The 13,773-nt window shown below is 71.8% G+C and carries 11 protein-coding genes, 2 pseudogenes and 1 riboswitch; of the genes and pseudogenes, 5 read left to right on the plus strand and 8 right to left on the minus strand.

All coding sequences use genetic code 11. The features are described 5' to 3' along the window. Positions 1 to 98: 98 nt before the first annotated feature. Positions 99 to 1,406: a Na+/H+ antiporter NhaA gene (gene nhaA / locus MTF69_RS35595; RefSeq protein ID WP_243340515.1), complete on the minus strand. Its 1,308-nt coding sequence runs from the start codon at positions 1,404 to 1,406 to the stop codon at positions 99 to 101. Between the two features lie 218 nt (positions 1,407 to 1,624). Then, positions 1,625 to 3,145: pseudogene (locus MTF69_RS35600) on the minus strand (TrkA family potassium uptake protein); the annotation flags it as partial. A 554-nt stretch (positions 3,146 to 3,699) separates the two neighbouring features. On the opposite strand from MTF69_RS35600, the gene MTF69_RS35610 reads away from it, so the two are divergent. From MTF69_RS35610 to MTF69_RS35620, 3 genes and pseudogenes are all read left to right on the plus strand, one after another. Beyond that, positions 3,700 to 4,173 (plus strand): ATP-binding protein, encoded by a 474-nt coding sequence (locus MTF69_RS35610; protein WP_279346681.1) that lies wholly within the window; start codon positions 3,700 to 3,702, stop codon positions 4,171 to 4,173. An 866-nt stretch (positions 4,174 to 5,039) separates the two neighbouring features. Next, positions 5,040 to 5,195 carry a hypothetical protein gene (locus MTF69_RS35615; RefSeq protein ID WP_243340518.1) on the plus strand — a complete coding sequence of 52 codons (156 nt, stop codon included), beginning with the start codon at positions 5,040 to 5,042 and terminating at the stop codon, positions 5,193 to 5,195. 131 nt (positions 5,196 to 5,326) lie between these two features. Beyond that, positions 5,327 to 5,599, plus strand: a pseudogene (locus MTF69_RS35620) (hypothetical protein); the annotation flags it as partial. Positions 5,600 to 5,665: 66 nt separating this feature from the next. On the opposite strand, the gene MTF69_RS35625 reads toward MTF69_RS35620, so the two are convergent. From MTF69_RS35625 to MTF69_RS35645, 5 genes are read right to left on the minus strand one after another with little or no spacing between them, the layout of a single operon-like run. Then, complete coding sequence (locus MTF69_RS35625; RefSeq protein ID WP_243340519.1) at positions 5,666 to 6,451, minus strand: enoyl-CoA hydratase; 786 nt, start codon at positions 6,449 to 6,451, stop codon at positions 5,666 to 5,668. Then, positions 6,448 to 7,350: a 3-hydroxyisobutyrate dehydrogenase gene (gene mmsB, locus MTF69_RS35630; RefSeq protein ID WP_243340520.1), complete on the minus strand. Its 903-nt coding sequence runs from the start codon at positions 7,348 to 7,350 to the stop codon at positions 6,448 to 6,450. The genes MTF69_RS35625 and mmsB overlap by 4 nt, the downstream gene beginning before the upstream one ends. Continuing rightward, entirely contained in the window at positions 7,347 to 8,432 is a 1,086-nt protein-coding gene (locus MTF69_RS35635; protein WP_243340521.1) for an enoyl-CoA hydratase/isomerase family protein, read from the minus strand. The genes mmsB and MTF69_RS35635 overlap by 4 nt, the downstream gene beginning before the upstream one ends. Next, positions 8,429 to 9,580: an acyl-CoA dehydrogenase family protein gene (locus tag MTF69_RS35640; protein WP_243340522.1), complete on the minus strand. Its 1,152-nt coding sequence runs from the start codon at positions 9,578 to 9,580 to the stop codon at positions 8,429 to 8,431. The genes MTF69_RS35635 and MTF69_RS35640 overlap by 4 nt, the downstream gene beginning before the upstream one ends. Further along, on the minus strand, positions 9,577 to 11,076 hold the full coding sequence (locus tag MTF69_RS35645) for a CoA-acylating methylmalonate-semialdehyde dehydrogenase (protein ID WP_243340523.1): 1,500 nt from the start codon (positions 11,074 to 11,076) through the stop codon (positions 9,577 to 9,579). Before MTF69_RS35645 ends, MTF69_RS35640 begins: the two co-directional genes overlap by 4 nt. A gap of 190 nt (positions 11,077 to 11,266) precedes the next feature. Then, positions 11,267 to 11,445: riboswitch (cobalamin riboswitch) on the minus strand. A 54-nt stretch (positions 11,446 to 11,499) separates the two neighbouring features. On the opposite strand from MTF69_RS35645, the gene MTF69_RS35650 reads away from it, so the two are divergent. Further along, the gene (locus MTF69_RS35650) at positions 11,500 to 11,883 is read left to right on the plus strand and encodes a hypothetical protein (RefSeq protein ID WP_243340524.1); all 384 of its coding nucleotides are present in this window, start codon (positions 11,500 to 11,502) and stop codon (positions 11,881 to 11,883) included. Beyond that, positions 11,807 to 12,208, plus strand: coding sequence for an ABC transporter substrate-binding protein (locus tag MTF69_RS35655; protein WP_243340525.1), 402 nt, complete (start codon positions 11,807 to 11,809; stop codon positions 12,206 to 12,208). The genes MTF69_RS35650 and MTF69_RS35655 overlap by 77 nt, the downstream gene beginning before the upstream one ends. 16 nt (positions 12,209 to 12,224) lie before the next feature. Here MTF69_RS35655 and MTF69_RS35660 read toward each other — a convergent pair whose 3' ends face one another. After that, entirely contained in the window at positions 12,225 to 13,640 is a 1,416-nt protein-coding gene (locus tag MTF69_RS35660) for a short-chain fatty acyl-CoA regulator family protein (protein WP_243340526.1), read from the minus strand. Positions 13,641 to 13,773 lie beyond the last annotated feature (133 nt).

Consider the following 13,773-nt stretch of genomic DNA (forward strand, 5'->3'; position numbering starts at 1 on the left):
CCGGCGAACACGGCCCAGGCTGCGGCGACGGGTCCCGCTGACGTCCACCCGAGGAGGCCGAGCAGGGTGATTGCCATCGTGTCGTGCCTCCGAGGTGGTCAGTTGTGCTGGGGGGTGGGGCGTTCGGCCTCGCCGCGCTGGTAGATGTCGGGGATGCCGTCTGCGTCCGCGTCGACGTTCTCTTCCTCGTAGAGGCGTTTGTAGAGGGTGTTGCGGCGGCGCAGCAGTACGGCTGCCAGGATCGCGGCGGTGACGGAGGCGGTCAGGACGGCTGCTTTGACGTGCTCGCCGACTGCTTGGCCGGGGAAGGCGAGTTCTCCGATGAGGAGGGCCACGGTGAAGCCGATGCCGGCGAGGACGGACAGCCCCAGGACGTCGGCCCAGGCCAGGTCGGGGTTGAGTTCTGCCTTGGTGAAGCGGGCGGCCAGGTAGGTGCCGAGGAAGATCCCGATGACCTTGCCGACGACGAGGCCGACGACGAGGCCGAGTGGTTCGGGGCTGGTGAACACCTGTGCCAGGGCGGGACCGGAAATGCTGACGCCGGCGGCGAAGAGGGCGAAGAGGGGGACCGCGACTCCGGCGGAGAAGGGGTGCAGCAGGTGCGAGACGCGGGAGGCGGGGGAGGTCTTCTCGTCCTGGTCGCGGGTGGTGCGCAGGATGAGGCCCATGGCGACGCCGGCGACGGTGGCGTGGACACCGCTGTTGTACATGAGGGCCCAGATCGCGATGCCGAGGGGTACGTACCACCACCAGCCGCGGATACGGAGTCGCTGGAGGAGGTAGAAGAGGGCGAGTGCGGTGAAGGCTCCGCCGAGGGCCCAGAGGTTCAGGTCGCTGGTGAAGAAGACCGCGATGATGAGGATGGCGCCGAGGTCGTCGACCACGGCGAGGGTGAGGAGGAAGGCGCGCAGCGCGGCGGGCAGGTGCGTGGAGATGACGGCGAGGACGGCCAGCGCGAAGGCGATGTCCGTGGCCATCGGCACGGCCCAGCCGGCGGGGCTGCCGCCGCCGAGGCCCGCGGTCAGCGCGTACAGGGCGGCGGGTACGGCCATGCCGCACAGCGCGGCGATGACCGGGAGGGCGGCGGTGGCGGGGGTGCGCAGCTCGCCGACGACGAGTTCGCGCTTCAGCTCGATGCCGGCGACGAGGAAGAAGACCGCGAGGAGGCCGTCGGCGGTCCAGTGCCCGACGGAGAGGTCCAGGCCGAGGGCGGGTATGCCGAAGTGGAAGTCGCGTATCGCCTCGTACACGTCGCCCAGCGGGCTGTTCGCCCAGATCAGCGCGATCACGGCTGCGGCGAGGAGGACCAGCCCGCCGACCGTCTCGGTGCGCAGGGCGGACGCGATGGCCTGGCGCTCGGGCCACGGCATGAGGCCGAAGACGATCCGAGGGCGCGGGCTGCTCATGGGTAGGGCCTCCGGGGCGTCGACTGGACATGGGCATACGGCCCCTGGGACGCCGACCAGACTTCCCGGCACACCACGCGTCCTGGGGGCGGCCCAGCCGTCCCATTGACGCGTTCCTTACACCGTAGGGGAGATGTCCGGATCCCGCTAGAGGGCTCCTCACCTGCAAGAACGCAAGTGAGCGGGCTCGTACGCACCAAGCCGCGAGGCCCTCGGATTCAGCCGTCCCTTCGGCTGGTGGCAGCCTCGCCGCGGCCGAGGAGTTCGGCGAGGCCGCGCCGCGTGGCGGCCAGGACAACGCGGTCCTCAGGCTTGAGTACGTATCCCGGATGCAGGTCCCAGATCAGTCCCGACTGCCGCGGAGGCCCCTCTGCGGGAGCGGAGGCAAGGTCTGGCCGGCGGTCCTGCGGGGAGGCGGTGTCGAGGGCGAGGACCCGCCAGGCACCCGCACGGAAGGACTCCGCGACGGTGCGGCCCTCCAGGTGCGGGTGGCCCGCCACGTCGACGGCGGCGAAGAGCAGGACCCGGCGCTCGACCGGGATCGCACCGAGGATCTGCCGGCCCATCGCCGCCCCGGCGAAGGCAGGTGCGGCGAGGTGGGTGACGCTGCGGCTTCGGGTCAGTGCCGCCGGGTGGGCGGCCCGCAGGGTGCGGTGGACGGCGGTCGCGAAGTCGTCCTCGTACAGCCGCAAGACGGTCCGCAGGTCCGGCTTCACTGCTCGGGCGTACAGGGCGGCCTCCAGGTTGGTGGTGTCCGAGCTGGTCAGGGCCAGCAATGCGTGCGCCCGGCCGGCCCGGGCCGCCTCCAGCACCCCTTCGTCGGTCACGTCACCGATGACCACCGGCACGCGCAGGGTGCGGGCCAGGGCGATGCCCCGTGCCTGAGGGTCGTGCTCCACGCACACGACCGGGATCTCCAGTTCCCGTAGCCGACTCAGTACACGCGTACCGATCTTGCCGAGCCCCAGCAGGATCACGTGGCCTGACAGCCCGCGCGGGGGCCGGCGCAGGACCGTCGCCGTCCGGAACGCGCCCAGTGCCTCGAGCGCGGCCGCCACCAGGACCGGGAGCAGGAGGAGGCCCACGAACCCGGAAAGGATCTGGAGCACCTGGCGTTGCGTCGGGGCGCCCACCGCAGGGTCGTTGATCGCGAAGATGTCGAGCAAGGTGATGTACGCGGCGTGCAGCGGGTGATCTCCGGTCGTCAGCCACGACGCGACGGCGAGTGCGCCGACGGCCGCCGCCATGCCGGCCAGGGACCAGCGCAGTCGCCGCGAGAACAGGGAGGCCATGGGGAGCACGCCCGCGGCCAGCCGCTGCCTCGACCCGGCGGTGTCCGTGTGCGCCACCGCCTCGAGGGCGACGATTCCGCGACCTGCCGCCGATGCCACAGCCCGTTCGTCCGGCAGGAGTTGGGGCCCGCGGTCGCCGCTGGACTCCGCGCCCTCGGCGCCGGCGGGGTCGCTGGTCGTCGCCGACAGCAGCGCGAGGGTGCACAGGCCCGGATCGGCGACCTGCCCCCTGCGCGGAGGAGTCCGCTCCACCGCCCGTAGCAGCAGCCCGTCGGCCTGGACCACTTTGCTCGTACCCGCCACGGCGCTGGCCGCCAGCGCGGGCGCGGCAGTGTCGGCGTCGGAGAGTACCGTCGTCGAGGAAGCCAGCTTTCTCAGATCGATCCCGGGCTCCGCGACGATCGCCGCCTGATCGAGGAGCTCCTCGAGGTGCTGGCCGAGGGACCGGGTCGTCATCGGTGGCGGGGTGGCCGCAGCGGGCCCCGTCCTGTTCGAGCCGCTGCGCAGGCACCTGGCCCGCTCGGCCACCTTGGGATTCGTCCGGGGTGTGTCTGTGGAACCGTCCTCACTCGGGCGTCACAGCGGCCTGCTCGGCGCGGCCCGCACCGCTCTTCTCGCACCGGCGGACATTTCGTCCGGAACGTGAGACGGCGCCCCTTCGAGCGAGTTTCACCCGCTGGTGTCGAAATGACACATACGGCAATGGCGTATCCGCTGAGCTGCGCTTTCACTCAAGGTCCAATTGCGGCCGCATCCTTCCGCCGACGGGCCGGAAAATATCAAGCGTTCCCTTTCATTCCCCCTCGTGCTAAAACTGGAATTCACCGTCATTGGTGTAGACCAGCCCCGGCGTGACGCGTTTCGGCCGACCGGCCGGGCCCGCGAGGAGCCGGAAGTCAGCCCTCGGTCCGCCCCCCTTCGCGCTGCTGCCGCACCCACAGGAACCCCGGCGGGAGTCCACGAAGACCGATCCCGAACTCTGCCACCCCCAGGAATGCGCCATGTACTCCGCCTCTCCTCCTCCGCAACGTCAGGTCGTCCGGTCAGCCCCACGCTGGCACCTCGCCTCCTGCGCGGAGTCACCCCGTGCCGCGCGCCGCCAGGTGACCGACACGCTGACCGACTGGAACCTGCCGGGCTTGGTCGAAGACGCCGTCGTCGTCATTTCGGAACTGGTCACCAATGCGGCCACCCACGGCCTCGGCCCCATCTGGCACCGGCTGACCACGGTCACGCTCGACGACACCACCCTGGCCGTGCACATGGTCGTCGCGGACTCGGGCACCGGATGGCAGGGCCTCGAACCGGGCCGCGCCACCCCACAGGACACGTCCGGCCGCGGACTCGCCATCGTCGACGCCCTCGCCGCCCTCTGGGGCGCAGGCCGCACGGCGGCGGGCCACCAGGTCTGGGCCGATCTGCTCACGCCCCCGACCGGCCCCTACCTGCGGATTCTCCCGTCCATCGCATTGTGACAACGTTGTCACCCCAACGGGAGCGCACGAGCCTTGGTGCGCGCGGCCCGGGCGGCAGGGATGGGGCGGGACCGGGAAGCCGTGGGAGCGATCGGGAGCGGGGAAGGTGCTCCCCGGCGGGGCCTGCCCTCTCGGCTACGGCTGTCCCGCGGTGGTCGTCGCAGAGTAATCCGGCGGGACGGAAGCGTGCGGGCGCCCCGCATGGCTGTACCCCGGCCCCGCACTTGACCCGGTAGGCGATCGGCAGTGCCCCCGTCACCGCAGGCCCTGCGGTCGGCATGGCCTCAGGCGAGCGGGGCGCCGGCAGGGCGCAGAGCGTACGGTGCGGGAGTCGGCGGCCCCAGGGCCGGACCAGGGCGAGTGCGACGACGGCGCCGGCCACGGCCACGGCGCCCAACACCCAGTAGCCGGCCGCGGCTTCCCAGGTGCCGTGCGGCGCGGAGGCGAAGTCCCTGCGGAAGGTGGCGGCGATCCCGGCACCCCACCAGAAGTGCGGTGCCGCGTAGGCGAGTGCCGCCGCGGCGGCCCCATGGCCCGGCCGGGTCCGTCGTTGCCGTTGCCCGGCGTCATGGTCTCCCCGACGTCTCGTGTGGCCCAGTGCGTGCTGCCTGGGAATACGCTGCCGGCACGGCCCCGCGGACGACTCGGCCGCCGGAACCGACCTGTCTCCCCCCGGCCGCCGCCGAGGCGTGCACGCAGGCGGCCCGGGAGGACGCCGGCACACGCGCTCGTCCCCGAGCCGTTGGCAGCCGCCTTGCGCACTCGCCCGTCCGCGAACCGATCCGGTCCGTAGGCTGAGCCGGCCGGAACCGGCAAGGGGGACAGGGGGATCGGTGCGACGAGGGAACGCGAAGGCAGGCGCGTGGGTGTCGGAGACCGGGGCGCTGGCGGTCTGCGGGCTGGCGGTGGTCACGAACTACGTGACCAGTGAGGTCCCGGGGTGGGCGGACAACCCGTGGCTGGTGTGGGGGGTGTTCGCCGTCCTGGTGGTGGTCTCGGTCGGAGACCGCAACCGCCCGTGATCCGTGTGCATCACGGTGCTGCGCAGGCTTCCCCGGAGGCGTTCCTGCCGGAACGGCCGGCCGGGAGGCGAGGAGGACATCGAGTCCGGCGGTGTTTTAGCGTCGTCACGTGGTCGAGCCGGGCTTTGTGCAACCCGGCGGGAGGCTTCAGGTACAAGCCCGCCGACACGAGCCCGAGCGCCTACGCCTCGATCGACGCGTTGTGCGCCGGGGCCGGCGGCGGCTTCACCACGGCCGCGCCCGTCCCGGTCACCCCCGGCGCCCCGCAGTGGGTCGCCCAGTCCACCTTCACCGCCGGCACCGCCACCAAGCTGGCCCTGACCGTCGACGACGGCGCCGGCGACCTCAAGGCCTGCTCGGTGGCCTTCACGCCGAGCGGTACGACCACCACCCTCGGCGACGTCGCCTGATCCCCACGGGTGGGGCCCCGGCGTACCCGGGCCCCCACCCGCTTCAGGCTGCCCGAGGGCTCAGCCGTGGGTGAAGTGCGGCGGCCGTTTGTCCACGAAGGCGGACATGCCCTCCTTCTGGTCGGCCGTGGCGAACACCGCCTGGAACAAGCGGCGTTCGAACCGGACGCCCTCGGTGAGGGTGGTCTCGAAGGAACGGTTAACGGCCTCCTTGGCCATCATCGCGACCGGCTTCGACATCCCGGCGACGGTCTCTGCCACGGAGAGGGCCTCGGCGAGCAGCTCGTCCGCCGGGACGACCCGCGAGACGAGCCCGGCGCGCTCGGCTTCCTCGGCGCCCATGGTGCGGCCCGTCAGGCAGAGTTCCATCGCCTTGGCCTTGCCGACGGCGCGGGTGAGTCGCTGGGAGCCGCCGATCCCGGGGATGACGCCGAGCTTGATCTCGGGCTGCCCGAACTTCGCGGTGTCGGCTGCGAGGAGGATGTCGCAGAGCATCGCCAACTCGCAGCCGCCGCCGAGGGCGTAGCCGGAGACCGCCGCGATCGTGGGCGTACGAAGCCGGCCGAGCCGGTCCCAGGCGGTGAACCAGTCGGAGAGGTACATGTCCATGTAGCTCTGCGGCCGCATCTCCTTGATGTCGGCGCCGGCGGCGAAGGCCTTCGGGGAGCCGGTGAGGAGGATGCAGCCGACCTCCGGGTCCCGGTCCAGCTCCTCCGCGGCCGCCACGACCTCGGTCATGACGTTCAGGTTGAGGGCGTTGAGAGCCTCGGGCCGGTTGAGGGTGATGACGGCGACCCGGCCCTTGCGTTCGAGCAGGATGGTCTCGTAGGCCGTACGGGCGGTCATGCGGGGGTTCCGTTCTGCGGTCGGAGGGTGCGGACGATCGCGGAGAAGTCCAGGCCGGCGCCCTCTCCTGCGGCGAACGCGGCGTACATTTCAGCGGCCTTGAGGCCCAGCGGTGCGTCCACACCGCCGGCCCGCAGGGCGTTGGCGGCCAGGCCGAGGTCCTTGGCCATGAGCAGTGCGGCGAAGCCGGGCCGGTAGTCGTGGTCGGCGGGACTCGTCGGAACCGGCCCGGGGACAGGGCAATTGACGGTGAGCGCCCAGCACTGACCGGAGGCGGTGGAGGCGACGTCGTAGAGGGCCTGATGGTCCAGGCCGAGGCTCTCGGCGAGCACGAAGGCCTCGCTGACGCCGATCATCGAGATGGCGAGGATCATGTTGTTGCAGATCTTCGCGGCCTGCCCGGCCCCTGCGGTCCCGCAGTGAACGGCCTTCCTCCCCATGGCGTCGAGGAGCGGCTGCGCCGCGCCGAATTCCGCGGCGCCGCCGCCCGCCATGAAGGTGAGCGTGCCGGCCTCGGCGCCCACCACGCCGCCGGACACCGGGGCGTCCAGCGCCCGGTGACCGGCTGCTGCGACGGCCTCGTGCGCGGTGCGGGCGTCGGCGACGTCGATGGTGGAGCAGTCGATGAAGAGGGTGCCGGGCCGGGCGGCGGCGAACAGTCCCTCTTCCCCGTACAGGGCGAGGACGTGGCGGCCGGCCGGCAGCATGGTGATGACCACGTCGGCAGGGGTGGCGGCGTCGGCCGCCGAGGACACGGGTTCGACACCGGCGGCGGCAGCCGCCGCCAGCTGGTCCGGCACGAGGTCGAAGCCGAGGACGCGATGCCCGGCCTTGACCAGGTTGGCGGCCATCGGGCCGCCCATGTGGCCGAGTCCGATGAATGCGACGGTACTGGTCACCAGGCAACCTCCCGTGACGAGGCGGACGGCGACAGGCGGAGTTCGCGGTCGCCGAGCGGGGCGAAGAACCGTTCGACCTCTGCCGGGCCGACGGCTTCGAGCGTGCCGGGGGACCAGCGCGGGTCACGGTCCTTGTCGATGACCTGGGCGCGGATGCCCTCGACGAGGTCGGGCGAGGACAGGGCGGCGAGGGAGACGCGGTACTCCTGTTCCAGGACCCGTTCCAGGGGGCCGAGCCGGTGGGCCCGGCGGAGCGCGGCCAGGGTGACCTTGACCGCGGTGGGGGACTTCGCCAGCAGGGTGCCTGCCGCGGCCTTCGCGGCTGGGACGTCCACAGCGAGCAGCCGCGCGACGATCTCCTCGGCGGTGTCCGCGGCGTAGCAGTGGTCGATCCACTCCCGTGCGGCGGCGAGTTCGCCCGGCGGCGGCTCTTCCACGTACCGCTGCAGCACGGTGTGCACCGGATGGGCGGCGAGCTCCCGGGCCAGCGCGGGCAGGGCCGGCGAGGGTACGAAGTGGTCGGCGAGGCCGCACAGCATCGCGTCCGTCGCGCCGACCGGTGTGCCGGTCAGAGCCAGGTGGGTGCCCAGCTCGCCGGGGGCGAGGGAGAGCAGGTAGGTGCCGCCGACGTCGGGAACGAAGCCGATGCCGGTCTCGGGCATGGCGATGCGGGAGCGTTCGGTGACGATGCGGACGGTGCCGTGCGCGGAAATCCCGACGCCGCCGCCCATGACGATGCCGTCCATGAGGGCCACGTACGGCTTGGGGTAGCGGGCGATGCGGGCGTTGAGGCGGTACTCGTCGCGCCAGAAGTCCGCCGAGGCCGTGCCGCCGGTGCGGGCGTCTGCGTAGATCGCGCGGATGTCGCCGCCCGCGCACAGGCCGCGTTCGCCGGAGCCCTCGATGAGTACGGTCTCGACGGCCGTGTCGTGCTCCCAGGCGTCGAGGGCCTCGTCGATGCTCAGGGCCATGGGGTGGGTGAGGGCGTTGAGGGCCTTGGGGCGGTTGAGGGTGATGTACGCGGCGTGGCCCTCGGTGCGCAGGAGGACGTGGTCGGGTTCTTCGGGGGATGCGTGGTTCATCGCAGGGTCTCCGTCAGTCCGCGCGCGACGATGACGCGCATGACCTCATTGGTGCCTTCGAGGATCTGGTGGACGCGCAGGTCGCGGACGATCTTCTCGATGCCGTATGCGCTGAGGTAGCCGTAACCGCCGTGGAGTTGCAGGGCCCGGTCTGCGACCGCGTATCCGGTGTCGGTGGCGAACCGCTTGGCCATGGCGCACAGTCGCGGGGCCAGCGGATCGCCCGTGTCGAGGGCCTCCGCGGCCTGCCGGACCAGGGCACGGGCGGCGGCGAGTTCCGTCGCCATGTCGGCCAGCCGGAACTGGAGCGCCTGGGCGTCGAGGAGCCGGCCGCCGAATGCCTCCCGGTCGGCGAGGTGGGACAGGCTGCGGTCCAGGGCGCTCTGCGCGCCGCCGAGGGAGCAGGCGGCGATGCCGAGGCGCCCGCCGTTGAGGCCGTTCATGGCGATGCGGAAGCCGTCGCCCTCGACGCCGAGGCGCCGGACGGCCGGGATCCTGACACCGTCCAGAACGACCTGGCGGGTGGGCTGCGCGTTCCAGCCCATCTTCGCCTCGTTGGGTCCGAACGAGACACCAGGATCTTCGCGTTCGACGACGAAGGCCGAGATGCCGCCCGGGCCGGCCTCGCCCGTCCGCGCCATGACCACGTAGATGCCCGCGGCTCCGGCGCCGGAGATGAACTGCTTGACGCCGGTCAGGACGTAGTGGTCGCCGTCCCGATCGGCGCGCGTGCGCAGGGCGGCGGCGTCGGAGCCGGCGCCCGGCTCGGTCAGGCAGTAGCTGCCCAGGGTGTCCGCCGAGCAGAGCCCGGGGAGCCAGCGCTCACGCTGGACCTGGTTCCCGTAGCGGTCGATCATCCAGGCGACCATGTTGTGGATGGACAGGTACCCGGCGATGGACGGGCAGCCGGTGGCGAGGGTCTCGAAGACGAGGACGCCGTCGGCGCGGGAGAGTCCCGAACCGCCGTGGTCCTCGCGGACGTAGACGCCGCCGAGGCCGAGGGCGGCGGCCCTGCGGATGACGTCGACAGGGAAGTGCTTGGCCTGGTCCCAGGAGACGGCGTGCGGTGCGAGGTGTTCCTGGGCGAAGTCGAGGGTGACCTCGGCGAGGGCGAGCTGGTCCTTGGTGAGGGTGGTCACGGCGCTCATCCCATCGTCGGGATGGTGAAGCTCGCGCCCTCCTTGGCCCCGGAGGGCCAGCGCGAGGTGACGGTCTTGGTGCGGGTGTAGAAGCGGATGGAGTCGGGGCCGTGCTGGCCCAGGTCGCCGAAGCCGGACTTCTTCCAGCCGCCGAAGGTGTGGTACGCCACCGGCACCGGGATCGGTACGTTGACGCCGACCATGCCGGCGCCGACCCGCCGGGTGAAGTCGCGTGCGGTGTCGCCGTCGCGGGTGAAGATCGCGACGCCGTTGCCGTAGGGGTGCTCGGTGGGCAGGCGCAGGGCTTCCTCGTAGTCGGCGGCCCGTACGACGGACAGCACCGGGCCGAAGATCTCCTCGCGGTAGATCCGCATCCCCGGGGTGACGCGGTCGAAGAGGGTGGCTCCGGCGAAGTAGCCGTCCTCGTGACCGGGAAGGGTGAACCCGCGTCCGTCGACGACGAGTTCAGCGCCCTCGGTGGCCCCGATGCCCACGTAGCGGTTCACCCGGTCCAGCGCGTCCCGGCTGACCAGGGGCCCGAAGTCGGCGTCGGGGTCGTCGGAGCGGCCGACGCGCAGGGTGGCGATGCGCTCCTTCAACTTCGCCACCAGGGCGTTCCCGGTCTCCTCGCCGACCGGGACGGCCACGGCGATGGCCATGCAGCGCTCGCCCGCGGAGCCGTAGCCGGCGCCGATCAGGGCTTCGACGGCCTGGTCGAGGTCGGCGTCCGGCATCACGATCATGTGGTTCTTGGCTCCGCCGAAGCACTGGGCGCGCTTGCCGTGGGCCGCCGCGGTGGCGTAGATGTGACCCGCGATCGGGGTGGAGCCGACGAAGCCGAGTGCCTGGACGCGCGGGTCTTCGAGAAGGGTGTCGACGGCCTCCTTGCCGCCGTTGACGACATTGAGGACGCCCGGCGGCAGACCTGCTTCCAGGAACAGCTCCGCGAGTCGCAGCGGGACGGAGGGGTCACGCTCGGAGGGCTTCAGGATGAAGGAATTGCCGCAGGCCAGGGCCGGTGCGGCCTGCCACAGGGGGATCATGGCGGGAAAGTTGAAGGGGGTGATCCCGGCGACCACGCCCAGCGGCGAGCGCAGGGAGTGCACGTCGATGCCCGTGCCCGCGTTGTCGGTGAACTCGCCCTTCAGCAGGTGCGGGATTCCGGTAGCGAACTCCACTACTTCCAGGCCGCGTTGCAGGTCGCCGTGGGCGTCGGCGACGGTCTTTCCGTGCTCGCAGGACAGCATCCGGGCCAGGGAATCCCGCTCGCCCTCCACCAGTTGGAGGAAGCGCAGCAGGACACGCGCACGCCGCTGAGGGTTCCACTGTCCCCAATCTGCCTGCGCTTCCTCGGCGTTGGCGATGGCGGACTCGGTGTCGGCGCGGCCGGCCAGGGGAACCCGGGCCTGGACCGTCCCGGTGTTGGGGTCGTAGACGTCGGCGAAGAGGCCGGAGGTTCCGACCGTGTGCTTGCCGCCGATGAAATGGGTGAGCTCGCGGACCATGGGTGCCTGCTCTCGTCAGGTGAGATCCGAGGAATGGCGCGGCCTGCCCGGCGGACGGCACCCGATGGGATGCGCCGCTGGGGAAGGTCGGGGGACTATGAGCGCGCGGAAACGGTGTGCGCGTGCTCCGCCGGATCACCAGGGTCGTGGGTACAAACCGGTGCCATGCGTGTCTGCTCCATCCTCGTGGACAACACGGAACATCCGCGGCCGGTATCCTGACTCCCGGATCCCCGCGTGCCGCCCGCCTTCCCGACAGAGCTCGTCAGTGGCGTGTGGATGGCAGCACACTCCCCGGTCACAGTGGCGGGACCGTGCCGGTTTCTCACCGGCTTCCCTGCACCGCGGACCTTATGGGCACGAACATATAGTTGGACGTCCTAGTAAGTCCAGACCCGCCGCCCGCGCGCCTACAGTCGGTGCATGCGCATCGTCTCCCTGCTCCCGGCGGCCACCGACATCGTGGCGGAGCTGGGACTCGCCGCTGACCTGGTCGGACGCACTCATGAATGCGACTGGCCGCCCGCAGCGGTCGCTTCCGTACCCGTGGTCACCCGGGCCGGGTTTTCCGCCGAGGATCTCAGCAGCCGGGAGATCTCCGAGGCCGTGGGCGGGGCCGCCCACTCCGGGGCCTCGCTCTACACCCTGGACACCGCGGCGCTCGCCGCTCTCGCACCGGACCTCGTCCTCACCCAGGACGCTGACGGCGGGGCGGGCCGGGCCCCGGGGCGTGGCCGTCGAGTGGCTCGACCCGCTGTGGCCCGCCGGGCACTGGGTGCCCGAGCAGGTCACCTGCGCCGGGGGTGAACCGCTGCTCGCCGCACCGGGGGAGCACACCAAGCCGATGACCTGGGAGGCCGTCCGCGCAGCCCGCCCCGATGTGGTCCTGGTCCTGCCGTGCGGCTTCCCGCCTGAACACACCCTCGGCGAGCGCGACCTGCTGACGTCCCTCCCAGGCTGGAACGAGCTCCCCGCCGTCCAGGCCGGGGAGGTCTGGGTGCTGGACGGGCCAGCCTCCTTCAACCGCCCCGGTCCGAGGGTCGTGCGCGGGGCCGAGGTGCTCGCCCATGTCCTGCACGGCGTTCGGGCGGGTGAGCCCGTGACCGCGGCCGAGGCACGCCGTATGGAGTGAGCGGCCGGATTCCGGATCAGTCGCGGGCGGAGGCGGGAGTGCCCGCGACGGGGTACGGGATGAAGGTGGTGCTGTTCTCGTCGATGGCCAGGGCCCGGCCGAGGGGCGGGACGGCCCGCTGGGGGCAGTCGAGGCGTTCGCAGAGGCGGCAGCCCATGCCGATGGGGGTCGCGGCCGACCTGTTGTCGAGGTCCAGCCCGTCCGCGTACACGAGCCGGGAGGCGTGCCGGATCTCGCAGCCGAGCCCGATCGCGAAGGTCTTGCCGGGCTCGCCCCAGCCGCCGCGGTGCCGGGTGACGGCGCGGGCGGTCCACAAGTAGCGCTGCCCGTCGGGCATGGCGGCGATCTGGACGTGGATCCGGCCGGGCGCGGCGAAGGCCTCGTACACGTTCCACAGCGGGCAGGTACCGCCCGCACGCGAGAAGTGGAATCCGGTGGCGGACTGCCGCTTGGACATGTTCCCGGCCCGGTCGACCCGGACGAAGGAGAAGGGGACACCGCGCAGCCTGGGGCGTTGCAGGGTACTGAGGCGGTGGCAGACCGTCTCGTAACCGATCCCGAAGTGGTCGGTGAGCCGCTCGATGTCGTAGCGGAACTGCTCCGCCGCGGTGTGGAACGCCGTGTACGGGAGGATCAGGGCGGCGGCGAAGTAGTTCGCGATGCCGATCCGCGCCAGGGCGTGCGTGGGGGAACCAGGCGTGAAGTCCTCGGTGGCCAGCCGGTCGAGTTCGTCCCCGTACTCGATCAGGGCGAGCTGGGTGGCCATCCGGAAGGCCTGCTGTCCCGGGCGGAGCCGGTTCGACAGATGGAGTATCCGGGCGGTGGCGTCGTAGTGGTGCAGCCGGTCCGAGTCCGCGCAGATGCGGATCCCGTGGCGGTCGGCGAGCCGGAGGGTCAGCGCGCGGATGACGTCCCCGGGGCGGATGCCGATCTCGCCGGCCAGGCCTTCGGCGGCGAGGTCGGTGTCGTGGAGGTAGTTCTGCCGCCGGTAGAAGAACTCGCGGATCTCCTCGTGGGGCGAACGCGGAGCCTCCGCCACCGAATCGCGGCCGTCGGCGGCGTCGGCGAGTCGCTCGGCCAGCAACTGGCTCCGCCGGCCCAGGTCCAGCAGGACCGAGGCGACGGCCGGCATCCGCGTGGCCAGCTCCGCCAGATCCGAGGGGGAAACCCGGGCCTCGGCCACCTGCTGGGCGAGCGCCTCGCGCAGGTCGGCCACCATACGGCTGGTGTCACGCTCCGAGAAGAATCCGGGATCCACCCCGAACGCCTCGGTCAGCCGCAGCAGCACCGGGACGGTGAGCGGGCGGGAGTCGTGCTCCATCTGGTTGAGGTAGCTCGGTGAAATGCCGAGGACCCGGGCAAGGTCCGCCTGGGTCATGCGGCGCTCCTCGCGCAGCCTGCGCAGGCGCGCCCCCGCGTACGTCTTGCTCACCGGACTCCTCCACCGTCGGACGGGCTCCGTCAGCATAGGGGGACTTCGCCCGCCCCGAGGCTTTGCAAGCTTGGCAAATCCGGCCTCGAAGATTCGCAAAGCTTGGCAGCCGTACCACCTTGATGGCACCCAG

It is taken from the genome of Streptomyces sp. AP-93 (genome assembly GCF_022808175.1).
In the GTDB taxonomy this organism is placed as follows: domain Bacteria; phylum Actinomycetota; class Actinomycetes; order Streptomycetales; family Streptomycetaceae; genus Streptomyces.